Raw genomic sequence first — 14,533 nt, forward strand, 5'->3', positions numbered from 1 at the left:
CCACGGGGTGCGGGCGGAGGCCATCACGGGCAGGGCGCCACCAGGGCGCCGGGCGATGGGGGCTAGCCGGCGTGCAGCTCGGCGGGGGTCCGGTCGCCGGCGTCCGCATCGGTGTCGCCGAAGTCGAACCCGTGGTGCCTGCCGCCCTTGTGGATGCCGATCGAGGAGTACCGGGCCTCCAGCAGGGCCAGGCGGCGCCGGGTCTCGTCCTTGCCGATCCAGTACCGGGCGGGCGGGTCGCCCCATCCGGCCGCGCGGTAGCACTGCTCGGTGTAGTCGCCGTGGTCCCAGCCGAACCGCTCGCGGTCGGTCATGTGGACCAGGTCCACGCCGGTGCGGTCGTGGATCCGGGTGCACAGCGTGGCCTGCGCGATGACCGCGTGGACCATCTCGTCCACCGGGGCCGACACCATCAGCTCGGCGATGCTCTCGTTGCCGTTGGTGAGCTCGTACACCGCGGCCTTGAGGGCCAGGACCCGCATCGCCTCATCGAAGAGCGGGGCCGAGTCGCGGTCGAGGTCCCAGCGCGCGACCAGCGGGTAACCGGTGAAGGTGGCCCAGCAGTCGGCGTAGAGCTGCGTCGAGGATGCGAGCCGTTCGTACTCGCGGTCGGCCTCCAGCGTTGCGAGGATCTCCGCCGCGCGGTCCCCGACCTCGCGAGGCGCGGGCAGGGTGTTGGTGTGCTGTTCGTCCATCAGGATTCCCTTCCAGAGGTTGACGGGTGGACGAGCGACGACGGCGGCCAGGCCGCCGACGAGTGGTAACCGTGACGGCGCGGGGACGGGGGCACCGCCGCGCCGCCACGGTGGTCAATGGGGGAGCCGACCCAGGCCGGCGCCCGATGCTCGCGCTCGGCCTCGCGCATCGCGGCGAGTAGGCCGCGCGGGTCGGACGAGCTGAGGGTGAGTGCCGGAGCCTTCGGCCACGTGGGGAACGCCCAGAGCCGTCGACTCGCTGGGCCGTACATCAGCCACCAGCCGGGGGAGGACATCGCGAGCTGGTCGACGGCCGCGCGGCCCCGGGCGAGCGCGTCTGCATCGTCTGCCCGGCGCCGCAGCGTCTCCGGCGTCCGGACTCTCACCGGTCCCCGCCGCCCTCCGCAAGAACCTCGCTGCGCCGTGCCTGGAGCCGCTCGGCCTGAGTCTCAAGCTCGGCGCGCAGCCCGGCCAGGTCGCCGGCATCCACCGTTACCCAGACCCCGCCGCCGCGGAGCTCCTTAGGCAGGTCGGCCCGCCGGGTCGCGTACCAGTGCCCGGCATCGCTGGGCCAGATCGCCCAGTCAGGGAAGTCCGCCGCCAAGCTCGCGCGCTCAGCAGCCGAGGGAGCGGGTTCGAGCGTCTTGCCGGTCATGACGTAATCACCTGCTGTTGGCCCGGGAATGCTGGTAGAACACTGTAAACTACGCCACACACTGAGTGTTTGGCGAGTACCTTGTCACCATTCCCTGGGAAAGCCGGTAAAGCTTGGGAAGCGGAGCGTGAGTAATGCCGATCAATCCGTCACCGGATCCGCGATCGTCCATGTGGGCGTGGATAGCTCATGACCTGCGGCTTTACCGTGAGCGGCGAGGGCAGTCCGGGCAAGCGGTGGCCCGTCTGCTGAACGTCGGCCGCTCGTCCATTTCCAGGCTGGAAAACGACCAGGCCCGCCTGACAGAAGATCAGGCGGTAATCCTGGATAAGGCGTGGGACACAGGAGGGCATTTCACCCTCATGGTCTGGTATGCCAGCAAAGGCCACGACCCGGAATGGTTCCGGCAGCACGTCGAGATCGAGCGACGCGCCCGCGTGATCAAGATCTGGGATCTCGCCTGGATACCGGGCCTGTTCCAGACGCAGGACTACGCCCGCGCGAGCCTGCTCGCCGGAAGGCTCGCCGGAGGGTTCTCCGACATCACCGACCTGCTTGAGGCCCGGCTCCTACGACAGCAGATCCTTCACCAGGACGAGCCGCCCGTCCTGCTCGTACTGATCTGGGAGCCGCTGCTCGCCGTCCCCGTAGGCGGGCCGGAGGTCATGCGGGACCAACTACGGCACCTGCTGGAGGTCTCCCACCTCCCGAACACCTCCGTCCGAGTCGTCCCCACGGCCGCCGGCGCGCACATCGGACTGGACGGATGCTTCAAGATCATGACATCAGGTGGAAGTGACGTAGCGTATGTGGAAGCGCCGGGCGGCGGGCGACTTGTCCCCACCTCAGCCGAGGTGCTGTCCTACGCAATATGGTGGGACACCATCGGCCAGGAAGCACTACCCGCAGGCGCCTCACGAGAGCTCGTCACGCGGTACATGGAGGGCATGCAGTGAACCTTGTATGGCGGAAGGCGAGCCGAAGCAGCGCCCAGGGAGGTGACTGCGTCGAGCTCGCATCACTGACGGCCAGCGTTGCCGTACGTGACAGCAAGGACCCCGAGGGCCCCAAGCTCATGCTCGGCCGCGACACCTTCCGGGCACTGCTGGCCGACCTGAAGCGCTCATAGATCACCACCCCGCAGCATGAAGGGCCCCGGTCACCCGGGGCCCTTCATGCTGTTCACGGCATGGACGGTCAGATGACCGGCACCACGCCGCCGACCAGCCGACCAGCACGAGCGGCGGCCGCGAGGCGCTCGCCGATCCGGTCCAGGGCGGTGTGCGAGCCGAGGCCGGAGGCGACCAGGAGCACGCAGCCGCCGACCACCGCGGCGGCCGCCGCCCACCCGTCCGGGAGGACGAGCTCGCCGTCATACAACCGCGTCCGGTCCGGCTGCGTGAGGGTCAGCCAGTCCGGCCCGAGAGCGGCGCGCCATCCGGTGGCCGCGCCCAGCTCGGCGAGCCGGGCGAGATCGGCGACCAGGTCCAGGCCGAGGCCGAGCAGGTGCGCGGCGACCTTGTCGACGCGCTCGCCGCCGGGATCGCCGCCGGCGACGGTATCGGCCAGGTCGACGACCAGGAGCGGCACGTCTCCGGCCAGGCCCGCCGTCGCGGTCGCAGGCCGGGACTCCGCGAGCGCCTCCCGCAGCCCGGCCACCTGCCGGACCGGGGCGTCCGGGACGCACCACGGGTGCGCGAGCCGCGCCGCGGTCACCAGCCCCTCGCGCAGGAGCACGACCTCCGCGATACCGTCCACCGCGCCGGCGTCGCCGCAGACCGCGCACGTCCACCCGTCCGCCGCCGCGCGGGCGAGCTGCTCGACGTCGGCCGGGTCGATCTCGCCGACGAGCTCGGGCGCCACATCCACCGTCAACACCACGTACGCCCTTCCGTCCAGGTCACCGGGTTCCCACGGTAGGGCGGGCACGGGGTCGAGGCGGGCCGATTCCCAGCGTGGCCGGGGCCGGTCCGTGGTCGGGGGAATCGCTGCCGCGGAGCTTCCGGTGCTCGGGCCGTAGACGGCCCTGCGCTCCGGGTCTCCTTGCCCTCGAATCGACCGTGCTGCAGGACGGTGGCCGGGGCGCCGGTGCAGGTCAGCGCGCCACGGTCAGGCCCGTACAGGGCGGGGAGACGGGCTGAGGTTCGCAGGATTCAGGAGGAGATCAGGGGAGAGGTTCGGTGCGCAGTGCGGCGTCAAGGGCCAGAAGTTCTGCCGCACGGTCGGTGAGGATCGGCCAGCCGCGCCGCCGTCCGGCCAGCGCCACCGCGGCCGCCGTGATGTCGGTCGAGGGCGGTCGGGCGCCGGCGAGGAGATCGGCGGCCGCCGCGGCGTCGCGCTCGCCGAAGGGCTCGACCACCACCACCGCGACGCCCAGGAGCGCCGCGAGGCCCTGACGGCGCAGCGGCCCGGGAATCCGCGCCAGCCCCACCGCGAGCGCAGGAGCAGGGATCGCCACGGCGTTCCCCTGCTGCAAGGCGGCCGCGATCATCGCACGCGCGTACAGGGTGCGGCCCGTGATCGCCGTCTCGACGGCGGCAACGTCCAGCAGACGTCCGCTGATCACCGATCAGGACGCGCGACGGTGCGAGGAGGCGTCCAGCGACCGCCGGGCCCGCTCGACCTCGCCGACCGGCAGCCCACCGGGCAGCGCAGCCAGCGCCGTCAGGGCGTCATCGGTCGAGGCGACCGGCCGCTCATGCTCATCAGCCAGCCGCAGCAGCGCCGCCGGCAGCTTGGCCGCGTCGAGCTCGTCGACGAGCCGGTGCAGCTCGGCGCGCCGCTCGGCCGCGTCGTCCTGGTGCTCGCTCATGGCCCCGAGTGTACGCCGCAGGCCCCCGCACGCCCGGACGTCCGGCCACAAGGCCGGACAACACCCCGGCCTCCGGCCGGGGCTCCCCCTTTCCCTCCCGACCCGAGGCCGGATGGTACGTGCCGCCCGGAACCCATCAAGGGCGCCTACGGCGTCGCTACGCGATGGCCTACGGCCACCCTTGACCGAACCCGAACGGCACTGGCTGAACTCTGTGTCGGTTCGGGAGAAAAAGGGGGAGCGGGAAGGGCACCCACGGGGCCGAGGCCCTCGCCCGACTACCGGTGAGCACGGGGCCGGGCACAAGCCACCCCCCGAACTCGAACAGGCGTTCGGTTATGGTCGGTTCGTGCAGGTGAGAGACCCCGACCAGGACGAGCCGCCCAGGATGTGCCCCTACGGCCACGACCTCGCCGCGACGGGCACCGATGTGGGCTGGTCGCCCTGCCAATGCTCGGCGGCGATCGGCGACCGCAGGCGCGGGCTGTGGGGCCACCGCACGTACATGTGCCGCGAGTGCCTTTGGTACGCGATCACCAGCGTGTGTTACGACCCGCCGCACACCGGGGGAGACGGCCACCCCAACCGGTCCGGCGGTATCAGGCATCGCCGCGGCGATCACGCCCAGCGGGCCGGCGCCCCCGGATCGCCGATGCCGCCCACGGCCCCGACCGAGGGCGGGAACGGCGCCGGAGGGAACGGCGGCAGCGGTGGCCGCCGCGGCGCGTGACCCTGGTCGAGCTCGGCTCGCGCGTCATCGCCCAGCACCGCCCCGACGAGCTCCAGGACCAGCGGCGGCGAGCACGCCGGCGGGCCCGACCGCCCCGCGCCCCACGGCCCGACGAGCAGGAGCGGCACCTCGCACTGGCCGCACCGGGTGACCCAGACCGTGACCCCGTGCGCTACCCGGGCCGGATGCCGAGCGCCGCGCGGATGGTCGGTCAGCTCGGCGACGTCCGCCCGGCTCCAGCTCGGCAAGTGCGTCCCCCCGGCCATGCAGCCGCCACCGCCGACCAGCCGCAGCGACGCCCGCGCCGAATGGCCAGCGGTGATGACGGCAGGGACGACGGGCTCGGAGTCCAGGGGATCGCTCATGGGTCGCACCGTAGCCACGACCATCCCGTGTTGCGACCGTACGTAGTGGCCTGTATGCATTCTGTGATGCGATCTCGACTCCTGATCCGGGGGACCGGCTGATGTACGGCGATCTCCCGCCCTCCGCGTACTCGCGCATCCCGCCCGAGGCGCCCACGCACCCCGAGCCCGGCCACGTGCCCTACCGGCAGCCCACGCGCCGCCGCTGGCTCGTCCCCGCCGTCGCCGGTCTCCTCGCGGCTTTCGCCGTCGCCGCCGTCATGCAGCTCGCCGACGACGGCGGGCACAGCGGGGCCGACGCCGCCACGAGAACGAGCACCAGGCCGAGCCCGACGAGCGCCAGGACGAGGACGTCGGCGCCCGCGGCGCCGCTCCCGAGCGCACCGGCTCCGGCCTCGCCGACGCCCACGAGTGCCAGCCCGACCCCGAGCGGCAAGCCGCACCACCAGCAGCACCACCACGGCCGGACGCACCACCACCACGGCGCCGCGGCGCCGGCGCCCGCACCCCGGCCGAGGCAGCCCCGCCCGCACGCCCACCGCCCGCGGCCGCGCCCGCACCACCACCACGCCCGACCACGCCACCGGCGCCCGGCCGGATGGGTGCGGACCGAGTGCCGCCGCCGGTACCACGACGCCGCCCACATCGCCGCCTGCCAGGCCGCGCTCGGCGGCATGTTCCGGTAGGGCCCGAGCCGCGAAGAACCTGCGGTGATCTGCCCCAGCGCCCGCAGTGCAGTTTTAAAACTGCTACAATGAGAAGCGGAAGGCAGGACCACCACCGAAGGAGCCCCGAATGACCCTCGCCGCGATCACCCTGATTGCCGCCCTCGCCGCGCTGCTGCTCTACCTCGCCCCGCTCCCCACGCTCGCCGGCGCGGTCGCCCTCGCCGCGCTCATGCACCCCGCCGCCACCACGGCCGCCGCGCACCTGCTCGCCGTCCTGGTCATCGCCGCCGCCGCCACCGTCACGTGGCGCGAGCTGCGCGGCAGCGGATGGCGCCTGCTCGTCATCCGAAGCTAGTGCAGTTTTAAAACTGGAGCCACGATGCCGGACAAGCCCCGCCCCCGTCTCGACTGGAGCAAGGCCCGCGTGAGCGCGACGCCGGAACCCTGCGTGATCTGCGGAAAGCCCGCCCTGATGCGCAGCCCGGACCGCGACGTCCCCTGCCACAAGACCTGTGCCGAGCAGTGGCTCGGCGAGCGCGACCGCTGAGGAGGCCGCCCCCGATGATGACCGACACCGCCGCCGCATGGGTCCGCGAGCACGCATGGACCCCGGCCATGGGCAAGACGTTCGCCAGCACCCCCGGATTCTTCACCGCGTGCGCGTGCCAGTACACCGGCGGGGAGTGCCGCCACGGCGACCGGTGCCAGCGACGCGAGCCGCTCACGCTCCCGATCGGCAGCGTCCTGCGGCGCGGCGGGGAGTACGGCGCGTTCCACCCCGAGCCCTACGAGCACCCGACGCCGACCGCCACCGGCCCGCAGCGCACCGCCCACGCGCAGGTCTGGTACGCCGACCGCACCTGCCGATGGGTCTGCGACTGCGAGTGCCACAGCGCCGCCGGACGCGCCGCCGTCCTCGCATGGGTGATCAGGACCGGCCTCTACCCCGAGGACGCCACCGAGGACGAGCTCACCCCGCCGGCCTACCGTGCGTACCGCGCCGAGATGGTCACCCGCCGCAGCATCCAGGCCAGCAAGGAGCGCCGCGAGCGCAAGGCCGCCGAGCTCGCCGAGCGGGCGGCCGCCAATGACGCCGAGGCTCGCAGGAAGCGCGGCCGCCGCGACGCGATGCGCGAATGGGCCGCCGAGCACCGTTGGCCGATCGGCAAGGGCCGCATCCCGGCCGCCGTCGCCGAGGCGTACGCCGTCGACCAGGAGGGCGCCACCGGACAGGGCGTGATCTTCTAGCGCGCCGCCCACGCGACGCAGTTTTAAACCTGAGACGAAGGAGGTGGGGGATGATCTGCGACGAGCAAGCGCTCACGTTCTACCTGGGCACGCACCGGCCGGGATGGCTGCTCACCGCGCCGCGCGAGGTCGCGCTGTTCATCTCCCACCGGACCCTCCGCAAGCTCGTGACGCTCCCGCGCCCGGACTACCGCCACTACGCCGTGGACTCCGGAGCGTTCACCGAACTCCAGCGCTACGGCCAGTTCCGGACCGGCCCGCGCGAGTACATCGAGGCCCTGGCCCGCTACGACGAGGAGATCGGCGATCTCGCGTGGGCCGCCCCGCAGGATTGGATGTGCGAGCCCGCCGTCATCGAGGGCGGCACCTGGGCGGGGCAGCAGTTCGCCGGGACCGGGCGCAGCGTCGCCGAGCACCAGGCCCTCACGGTCGCCAACTTCGTTGAGCTTGAGGCCCTTTGGCCGCAGTACGGGTACGGCGAGTGCCCCGTGATGCCGGTCATCCAAGGATGGACCGTGGACGACTACCTCAGGTGCGTCGAGCTGTACGAGGAGGCGGGCGTCCGGCTCAGCACCGATTACCCCGTGGTGGGCGTCGGGTCGGTGTGCCGCCGTCAAGGCACGGCGGAGATCGGCACCATCTTCCGCGAGCTCGCCGCTCTCGACCTGCCGCTACACGGGTTCGGCGTCAAGACCGCCGGGCTCCTGCGGTACGGGCGCTGGCTCACCACGGCCGACTCCATGGCGTGGTCGGCCGCGATGCGCCGCCGCCCGCCGGCCCCGCAGTGCGCCGGGTACCGCAAGCACTGCGGCAACTGCATGCACGCGGCGTTGTCCTGGCAAGACGACCTGCTCGGCCGGTTCACCGCGGCAATGGACGCGCCGCAACAGCTCGACCTCATCCACGACAGCGACGACCTCGCCCTATGCTGACAGTTTTAGAACTGCTGAAAGGAGTTCCGCCATGCCCGCCCGCGACGAACCCACCGAACACCGCGGCGCCGAGCCCGTCGAGGCCGTCGACCTCGCCGAGCACGCCCAAGCCCTCGCCGAGGCCCGCGCCGCCGGAACCGAGCCCCCGGCCGGACGGCTGCTCGGCCTGCCCGAGCTACCCAACGCAGACGTGTGGGTCGACACCGCCGGCGCGGCCGCCGTGACCGGCATCGCGCCCAAGACCATCAGCGGTTGGCTCACCCGAGGCGGCCCGAAGGCGTTGCCGTTCCCGGCCGCGCATCGGTTCCTCTACCGCAACTACTGGCCGCTATCCGAACTCGAGGACTGGACGGAGGCTTACCGGGCCGAGTCGGGATGACCGGGAGCGCGGGCGCCAACGATCAGGCCCCACAGCGGGTAACGGTGTCCTGCGCACAGCCGAGTCCTTGACGGCATGATCACCCACCGGGCCCGCCCGCCTCGGGGCCGGTGGAAGTAGACGTGACCGCCGACCGGGCAGCGGAAGGCGCGGTAGGTACGCAGGTGCAGCGCCATCCCCAGCATCGTGACTGCCCCGAGTGCGTACTGCACGATGTGGTAAGTCGAAAGGTCAATGACACCAGTCAGCCCCATGATGGCAAGCACCACGAACAGACCGCCCGGCCCGCCCGCAAGGGCGTAGAGGCTCGGCGTCATGAGGCGATCCTCAGCGCGCCACCTACGACGGCCCAGGTCTCTGACGAATGGCCGTCGCTTCCGCTGAGCAACGTACGCCGCGACCAGCCGGTGGGCGCTCCTGCTGATCCCTCTTCCCAGACTCTCGGCTGTGGCCGCCCCGGCGTACCCGCACGCGGTGGCCAGCTTGAGCACCTTGCTGGGACGGTCATCGATGAGCGCCGTCAACTCCTCAGCGCGGATGGCGCCGCGTTCGGTGGCGCCATACCGGCGGCGAGCCGACCAACATACCAGCTTGCGGGCCGTCCAAGGGGCGAGGTCAGACCACTCGCCCACGACCAAACCGACCGCGGCGGAGACCGCGATTGCTGTCCAGGAGGTCATCGGCCCTCCGCCCTGCGCAGCGACCAGCCACCCGCCGCCGTGCCCGGGAGCGGACGTGCCGCCGGCTGCAATGCCCGCGGCCGCCGCTCGCCCAGGAGCAGACGCGCTTCAGTGACTCCGACGCCGGTCAACTGGTAGAACCGCCGCCGGGGACGGCTGGGATCAGGGTTGTGCTGTTCCCACCGGCCCGCTACCCATCCGGCATCTTCCAACCGGTCGAGCACCCGGTAGACGGTCGGTCCGGCGCGTTTGGTGCTGTGCACAAGGGCCCAGCCGTGCAGTTCCTCGCCCCGCAGGTGTGCTTGGAAGAACTCTTCCAGCACATCCAGGAGCGGACGAGTGACGCGTTCGATGCCGCTCATCCCCTTATCGTATCTAGGTACTAGAACGTTGGATGGCGATCTGACGCATTGCCTCGCGCTTCGGTTCCGCGCCTAGCTGGTGGGGACTGAGGGGGCGAACAGGTGCATCGCCCGGTGCCGCAGATCTTCCGCCGCGACGAGCCGCGCGGCGTCGCTGGCGTCCGCGGCCACCGCGCGCCACTCACCGCAGGCCGAGCAGTCCGGCACGTAGCCCGGGACCTGGTCGAGATGATCCGCGACCAGGTGCCGGGCGAGCTCTTCCTGAACCGTCAGGGTGGCGGCCTGCCGCCCCGCGGTGAGATGCGAGCGGTAGAGCTCGTGCAGGTCCGAGCAGACCACGCACGCGAGCAGCCAGGCCGGGGGAGTGGGCAAGGGGACCATGGCCGCGACCCTACCCCCGCGAAACTCAGAACGGCCCTGGACCGGTGAGGGTCCAGGGCCGCCGCGTACACGCGTCGACGCGTCAGGGGCCGGGATCGAGCCGGGCCCGCGCCGGAGGGAGCGCCCGCCCGCCGGGGGAGAGGCCGGGACGCGGCGAGCGCCGCGGCGTCGAGGACGAGGAGGCGTCGCCAGCGTCGGCTCGGACGCGGACCGGCGGGCCCGCCGGCGTCACCTCCACCACGACCCGCAGGCCGCCATCGCGGCGGTTGGGGAGCTCGGTCTCGTCGCCGACGTGCAGGAGGCCGGAGGCCCGCATCAGCGGGAGCAGGAGCTCGGCGACCTCGCGGACCCGGTCGGGATCGCTGTGCATGATCCGGAGCTGCACCATCACGCCTCCCGGTTCGCGGTGGGCAGCGTGGCCAGCGGCGACCGGCGCCCCGCGGGCGTCGCGCGTACCGCGTCCAGGTCAACGCCGGCGTGCTCGGCGACCGTGTCCAGGTCGAGGGCCCGGTACAGCGGCACGAGCTGCCCGTAGTAGCGCGAGTTCCCCCAGTCGGCCGGCGCCACGACGCCGGCGCGCACGAGGTGCCCGAAGTCGCTGCGCCGGATGCGCAGGTAGGCCGCCGCTTCGTCGGCGACCATCAGCCGCCCGTCCCGCTCGGCCTGTGCCAGCACTGCCGCGGCGTCCTCCCGCCCGGCCAGCGCCTCCAGGGCCCGCCCGCAGTACAGGGGCCGCTCCTTGTACGCGCCGACTACCGGGAGTTGCCCAGTACGGACCAGCTCGCGGACGGCGTCGCCGGACACCTCGATACCGAGCCGCTCGCCGAGCACCTCCACCGCGCGGCCCGCGCCCATGTCCGGCAGCGCCCCGACCTTGGCCCGCAGCTCCTCCAGCCCCTCGCGGATCCGCTCGGCGGCGTCCGCCGACCAGCGCCCGTCCTCCCGGTCCGGCCCGTCGACCAGGCCGAGGCGCCGCGCCCGCCCCAGCCACCACCAGTGCGGCACGCCCAGGTAATCGGCCAGCTGTAGCGGCCCGAACGACGAGCGCCGCCGCTCCTTCGTCTGCGTCATCACGTACCCCGTTCACCGGCCCGCCGGCAGCCGGGCCGCACTCGCCGGACAGCGCCCACAGGACGCCGAGAACGACCCGAACGTAACCCCCACGGCGCCCCGTCGCAACCGACTCGCGAACCTCGGAAAGTGGCTCTGACCAGTCAACTTTAAAGTACGTTCTTTATCTATGCTGCGTTGACACGTACGTGTCAAAGCTGCGAGGATGGAGCCATGACGACGACATCCGCCACCACCGAAACCGCCCCGGCCGAGAGCATCACGCTCGCCCTGGTCGACGCGATCGAGCGCACCTGGGCCGCGATCCGGCGCCGTCACCCCGATGTGCCGCGCGTGGTCGTCACGATCGGATCGGGCACGATCGGCGCCGCCCGGGGAGCGGTCACCCTCGGGCACTACGCGGGTGCCCGCTGGGTCCACCAGGAGGACGGCGACCTTCCCGAGCTGTTCGTCGGGGGCGAGGGGCTCCAGCGCGGCGCGGTCGACGTGCTCGGCACGCTGCTGCACGAGAGCGCGCACGGCCTGGCGGCCGCGCGGGACATCAAGGACACCAGCCGTCAAGGCCGCTGGCACAACGCCCGGTACAAGGCGCTCGGCGAGGAGGTCGGCCTCACCCTCGCCAAGGACGAGCGGATCGGCTGGTCGCTCACCAGCGTCCCCGACGAGACCGCCCAGACCTACGCCGCCGAGGTCGAGCGCCTCGCCGCCGCGATCACCGCCTACCGCCGGTCGGAGCACATCGCCCGTCTCGGCCCCGGGACGGGCGGCGCCGGGGGAGAGGACGAGGACGGCGGCGCCACCGGGAAGGACACCCGCGCCAGCAGCAACAACGGCCGCGCGGCGGTGTGCAGATGCGAGCCGCCCCGCCGGATCCGGGTCGCCCCGACCGTCCTCGCGCTCGGCGCGATCACCTGCGGATGCTGCAAGAGCGAGTTCCTCGCAGGCCAGGACGAGGAGGAGCAGCCGCGATGACCGTCGAGGAGCTGCGCACCGCGCTCGCCGGCCTGCCCGGCGACATGCCCGTGATCCTGGTCGGCGAGGGCGGCGCCTACTCGCCCGCCGCCGGCGTCGACGTCGCCCAGTACCTCGCCACCAGCACGTGGGAGGGCGAGCGCTACGAGCAGGACGAGGACGCCCCGGACGGCGCCCGCCGCGCGGCCTACATCGCTGCCACCTGGTGACTTTAAAGTACGTTCTTAAGGATGGCCGCGGCGCGCCCACCCTTAGCGTGTCTCGGCGTCGCCCTGGTCCGGCCACAGGACGCGCTGATATCCGGCGCGCCAGATGTCGCCCGGGGTGACCACCCGCGCCGAAAGCTCGTTGTACTCCCGCAGCCGGCGCCCGGTCAGCAGCCCGGGGAAGGCGTCGCGGAACGCCCGCAGCTCGGCGATGGGGGAGGAGTGCCAGCAGGCCGCGCGGACCTGCTCGACCAGCGAGGCCGGCAGGTTCGCGCCGATGCGCTCGGGCCAGCCGCTCGACCGGGCTCCAGGCCACCGCCCCGAGACCGCTGTTTCCGGCGCCGCCGGCCACTGGTGATCCCATCCGCGCTCCGCCAGCTCGGCGCGTACGCCCAGCGCCAGGACCGCCGCGGCGGTGTCGAGGAGCTCGCCCCGCTCGCGCAGCTCGGCGAGCCACGCCACCCGGCGCAGCTTGACCCGCCCCCGTTCGGCGCCGCTGAGTCCGGAGTCGTCCCAGCGGGGATCATCGGCGACCAGCAGCCAGCGGCGCGCTCTCTCGGCGTTGGTGAGCGCCGACAGCCGCGCCTCAGTCCCGAGGCGCACCCACGCCACGACACGCACAAGCCCCTCAGCCACCAGAAGACGCGCCCCTCCCATGATTTAGACCACGTACTTTTTTGTTCGCCGGTCAGTGGCCATCCTGCCCGCTCAGCAGCGGGCGCGCGATACGGGACGCGATCAAATAGTTACGGCGACACGTCCCCAACATCCCCCCGCAGCGAATCTGTTTCCGATAGAACGGGGCGCATGAAGAACGAGCGCCTGGTCGCAGCGGCACGGAAGGGCGGCCGCAAGAGCAAGGGCCCCCGGCGCGCCCGCACGCTCCGGGTGCCCATGGACTTCGACACCCAGATCGAAGAGGCCGCCGAGCGGTCCGGCTTCGATGACGTGAACGGGTTCCTACTCGACGTGCTGACCCGCGCCGAGGCCGCGGGGCTGTTCGAGGTCGCATCACCGCCCATGCGCCAGCAGCGACTACGGCTCGGCGCGTAGCTTCCCGCCACGCCAGGCCCCTGAGGAGGAGCGCCACCCAAACACTTAGACAGCAAAGAGGCCCCAAGCGCACGGCCTAGGAAACCAAACGCGCTTTAGAGCCTCTCCCACCCGGTCCCGACCGGCGGCTTTTTCATGCCGTCGGCACCGGGCCACGAGCTTGGAGCCCAGGATACCTGAGATCCCTGGGCTGGGTCTCCTATGCCCCGATTCGGGCGCGTCGCCGCAGGTCAGCGACCTAGACCCAGCCGATACGTCACGCAGCAGCACCCGCCGCCCTCGCGGCCGCCGTCCTGCTCGCCCGGTCCGGCACGTGAAGGTTCCCGCGCCCGGGATCGGGCGGCGGATGGCGGTCGCCCGCGCGCTGGCCGAGCTGGACGGCTCGCGGCGCGCGGTCACCATCGCCGAGTGGCTCGACTCGCTCGACCAGGACGAGGAGCTCGCCCTCGCCCGCGCCGACCGGCGCCGCAACGTCCTCGCCGTGCTCGGCGCGCTCGCCCGCTTTGCCGAGTGGCCGGACATCCCCGGCCGCTCGCCCGGCCAGGAGATGACTAGCCGCCCCACCTGGGAGTGGCTCGCCGCCGAGGCCGGCGTCTCCCGCGCCAGCGTCGCCAGCATCCTGGCGTGGGCCCGCCGCCGGGGCCGCCTCGCCGTGGTCGAGACCGGCACCACCCCCACCATCCGGGCCGGACTGCTCTACCCGCTGCCCGACCCGCACGCCGACCAGGGCAACCGCGCCGCCGTCTACGTGCTCGCCGTGCCGATCCCGCCCGACGACCGCCCCGACCCCGCCGACGACGAGCAGCCCACCGCCCCCCTGGGGACAGAAGTTGGACCCCTCCCCGCCTCCGTAGGAGCGGGGATCTCTAGCCGTGCGTGCGCAGGTACGCGCGCGCGCGAGGAACAGGGCGAAACCCGACAAACCATCAACGAGGGCCGCGGGCTGTGGAAAACCTCGCCCGTGCCGGGTAGCCGCAGCGGCCGCCTCGCCGTCGCGGCCGCGATGCGCGCCGCTGACCGGACGCTGTCACGGCTGTCCGCACGGTACCTGCGGCACCTGTTCCGCCCCTGGTGGGACGCCGGATGGACCCCATCCGACGTCATCCACGCGCTGAACCACGAGCCCACCGGGCAGGAGTGGCCGTACGCCTACGCGCCCGGCGACCTGCGGCACGTCGCCGGATGGGTGCGCCACCGCCTGGCCCACTGGCTCGGCCCGGACGGGACGCCCGCCACCTCCCGCAGCCAGGCCCTGGCCGCCGCCCGCCGCACCGAGGCCGCCGAGCAGGCCCGCCGCACCGCCGCGGCGGCGGCCGCCCGCGCC

General features: G+C 72.7%; 23 protein-coding genes and 1 pseudogene. 12 read left to right on the forward strand and 12 right to left on the reverse strand.

Annotated features, from left to right (window positions below):
• Positions 1-62: 62 nt before the first annotated feature.
• Together F9B16_RS24395 and F9B16_RS24400 are read right to left on the reverse strand one after the other, a co-directional pair.
• The gene (locus tag F9B16_RS24395; protein WP_151542449.1) at positions 63-695 is read right to left on the reverse strand and encodes a hypothetical protein; all 633 of its coding nucleotides are present in this window, start codon (positions 693-695) and stop codon (positions 63-65) included.
• Between the two features lie 382 nt (positions 696-1,077).
• Positions 1,078-1,350 carry a hypothetical protein gene (locus F9B16_RS24400; protein ID WP_225991907.1) on the reverse strand — a complete coding sequence of 91 codons (273 nt, stop codon included), beginning with the start codon at positions 1,348-1,350 and terminating at the stop codon, positions 1,078-1,080.
• A gap of 134 nt (positions 1,351-1,484) precedes the next feature.
• Here F9B16_RS24400 and F9B16_RS24405 point away from each other — a divergent pair, with 134 nt between their 5' ends.
• Both F9B16_RS24405 and F9B16_RS24410 read left to right on the forward strand, forming a co-directional pair.
• Positions 1,485-2,306 (forward strand): helix-turn-helix domain-containing protein, encoded by an 822-nt coding sequence (locus tag F9B16_RS24405; RefSeq protein ID WP_151542450.1) that lies wholly within the window; start codon positions 1,485-1,487, stop codon positions 2,304-2,306.
• On the forward strand, positions 2,222-2,479 hold the full coding sequence (locus F9B16_RS24410) for a DUF397 domain-containing protein (RefSeq protein ID WP_151542451.1): 258 nt from the start codon (positions 2,222-2,224) through the stop codon (positions 2,477-2,479). Before F9B16_RS24405 ends, F9B16_RS24410 begins: the two co-directional genes overlap by 85 nt.
• Positions 2,480-2,547: 68 nt before the next feature.
• Here F9B16_RS24410 and F9B16_RS24415 read toward each other — a convergent pair whose 3' ends face one another.
• The 4 genes from F9B16_RS24415 to F9B16_RS24430 form a co-directional block, all read right to left on the reverse strand.
• Positions 2,548-3,231, reverse strand: a complete 684-nt coding sequence (locus tag F9B16_RS24415; protein ID WP_151542452.1) for a hypothetical protein — start codon at positions 3,229-3,231, stop codon at positions 2,548-2,550.
• A gap of 283 nt (positions 3,232-3,514) precedes the next feature.
• Entirely contained in the window at positions 3,515-3,916 is a 402-nt protein-coding gene (locus F9B16_RS24420; protein WP_151542453.1) for a hypothetical protein, read from the reverse strand.
• 3 nt (positions 3,917-3,919) lie between these two features.
• Positions 3,920-4,162, reverse strand: coding sequence for a hypothetical protein (locus F9B16_RS24425; protein WP_151542454.1), 243 nt, complete (start codon positions 4,160-4,162; stop codon positions 3,920-3,922).
• A 618-nt stretch (positions 4,163-4,780) separates the two neighbouring features.
• Complete coding sequence (locus tag F9B16_RS24430; protein ID WP_151542455.1) at positions 4,781-5,257, reverse strand: hypothetical protein; 477 nt, start codon at positions 5,255-5,257, stop codon at positions 4,781-4,783.
• Positions 5,258-5,358: 101 nt separating this feature from the next.
• Here F9B16_RS24430 and F9B16_RS53680 point away from each other — a divergent pair, with 101 nt between their 5' ends.
• The 6 genes from F9B16_RS53680 (at position 5,359) to F9B16_RS24455 (ending at position 8,484) form a co-directional block, all read left to right on the forward strand.
• On the forward strand, positions 5,359-5,943 hold the full coding sequence (locus tag F9B16_RS53680) for a hypothetical protein (protein WP_151542456.1): 585 nt from the start codon (positions 5,359-5,361) through the stop codon (positions 5,941-5,943).
• A gap of 109 nt (positions 5,944-6,052) precedes the next feature.
• Positions 6,053-6,280 (forward strand): hypothetical protein, encoded by a 228-nt coding sequence (locus F9B16_RS24440; protein WP_192808974.1) that lies wholly within the window; start codon positions 6,053-6,055, stop codon positions 6,278-6,280.
• Between the two features lie 24 nt (positions 6,281-6,304).
• Positions 6,305-6,472 carry a hypothetical protein gene (locus tag F9B16_RS51145; protein ID WP_192808975.1) on the forward strand — a complete coding sequence of 56 codons (168 nt, stop codon included), beginning with the start codon at positions 6,305-6,307 and terminating at the stop codon, positions 6,470-6,472.
• Positions 6,473-6,486: 14 nt separating this feature from the next.
• A complete protein-coding gene (locus F9B16_RS24445) occupies positions 6,487-7,173 on the forward strand; it encodes a hypothetical protein (RefSeq protein ID WP_151542458.1) in 687 nt (228 codons plus the stop codon).
• 50 nt (positions 7,174-7,223) lie between these two features.
• Positions 7,224-8,105, forward strand: a complete 882-nt coding sequence (locus tag F9B16_RS24450; RefSeq protein ID WP_225991909.1) for a deazapurine DNA modification protein DpdA family protein — start codon at positions 7,224-7,226, stop codon at positions 8,103-8,105.
• 31 nt (positions 8,106-8,136) lie between these two features.
• Positions 8,137-8,484 carry a helix-turn-helix transcriptional regulator gene (locus F9B16_RS24455; protein ID WP_151542459.1) on the forward strand — a complete coding sequence of 116 codons (348 nt, stop codon included), beginning with the start codon at positions 8,137-8,139 and terminating at the stop codon, positions 8,482-8,484.
• On the opposite strand, the gene F9B16_RS24460 is transcribed toward F9B16_RS24455, so the two are convergent.
• The 5 genes from F9B16_RS24460 to F9B16_RS24480 form a co-directional block, all read right to left on the reverse strand.
• Entirely contained in the window at positions 8,463-8,801 is a 339-nt protein-coding gene (locus tag F9B16_RS24460; protein WP_151542460.1) for a hypothetical protein, read from the reverse strand. The genes F9B16_RS24455 and F9B16_RS24460 overlap by 22 nt on opposite strands.
• A 359-nt stretch (positions 8,802-9,160) precedes the next feature.
• On the reverse strand, positions 9,161-9,526 hold the full coding sequence (locus F9B16_RS24465; RefSeq protein WP_151542461.1) for a PadR family transcriptional regulator: 366 nt from the start codon (positions 9,524-9,526) through the stop codon (positions 9,161-9,163).
• 72 nt (positions 9,527-9,598) lie between these two features.
• Complete coding sequence (locus F9B16_RS24470) at positions 9,599-9,907, reverse strand: hypothetical protein (RefSeq protein WP_151542462.1); 309 nt, start codon at positions 9,905-9,907, stop codon at positions 9,599-9,601.
• A gap of 82 nt (positions 9,908-9,989) precedes the next feature.
• Complete coding sequence (locus F9B16_RS24475; protein ID WP_151542463.1) at positions 9,990-10,295, reverse strand: hypothetical protein; 306 nt, start codon at positions 10,293-10,295, stop codon at positions 9,990-9,992.
• Positions 10,295-10,978 carry a hypothetical protein gene (locus F9B16_RS24480; RefSeq protein WP_151542464.1) on the reverse strand — a complete coding sequence of 228 codons (684 nt, stop codon included), beginning with the start codon at positions 10,976-10,978 and terminating at the stop codon, positions 10,295-10,297. Before F9B16_RS24480 ends, F9B16_RS24475 begins: the two co-directional genes overlap by 1 nt.
• A gap of 213 nt (positions 10,979-11,191) precedes the next feature.
• Here F9B16_RS24480 and F9B16_RS24485 point away from each other — a divergent pair, with 213 nt between their 5' ends.
• Complete coding sequence (locus F9B16_RS24485; protein WP_151542465.1) at positions 11,192-11,950, forward strand: hypothetical protein; 759 nt, start codon at positions 11,192-11,194, stop codon at positions 11,948-11,950.
• Complete coding sequence (locus tag F9B16_RS24490; protein WP_151542466.1) at positions 11,947-12,159, forward strand: hypothetical protein; 213 nt, start codon at positions 11,947-11,949, stop codon at positions 12,157-12,159. Before F9B16_RS24485 ends, F9B16_RS24490 begins: the two co-directional genes overlap by 4 nt.
• A 42-nt stretch (positions 12,160-12,201) precedes the next feature.
• Here the strand turns inward: F9B16_RS24490 and F9B16_RS24495 are convergent, their stop codons facing one another.
• Positions 12,202-12,759 (reverse strand): hypothetical protein, encoded by a 558-nt coding sequence (locus F9B16_RS24495; RefSeq protein WP_151542467.1) that lies wholly within the window; start codon positions 12,757-12,759, stop codon positions 12,202-12,204.
• 204 nt (positions 12,760-12,963) lie between these two features.
• Here F9B16_RS24495 and F9B16_RS24500 point away from each other — a divergent pair, with 204 nt between their 5' ends.
• Both F9B16_RS24500 and F9B16_RS51150 read left to right on the forward strand, forming a co-directional pair.
• Positions 12,964-13,209 (forward strand): hypothetical protein, encoded by a 246-nt coding sequence (locus F9B16_RS24500; RefSeq protein WP_151542468.1) that lies wholly within the window; start codon positions 12,964-12,966, stop codon positions 13,207-13,209.
• A 313-nt stretch (positions 13,210-13,522) separates the two neighbouring features.
• A pseudogene (locus F9B16_RS51150) lies at positions 13,523-14,533 on the forward strand (hypothetical protein); the annotation flags it as partial.

This window comes from Actinomadura montaniterrae, from assembly GCF_008923365.1.
GTDB lineage: Bacteria > Actinomycetota > Actinomycetes > Streptosporangiales > Streptosporangiaceae > Spirillospora > Spirillospora montaniterrae.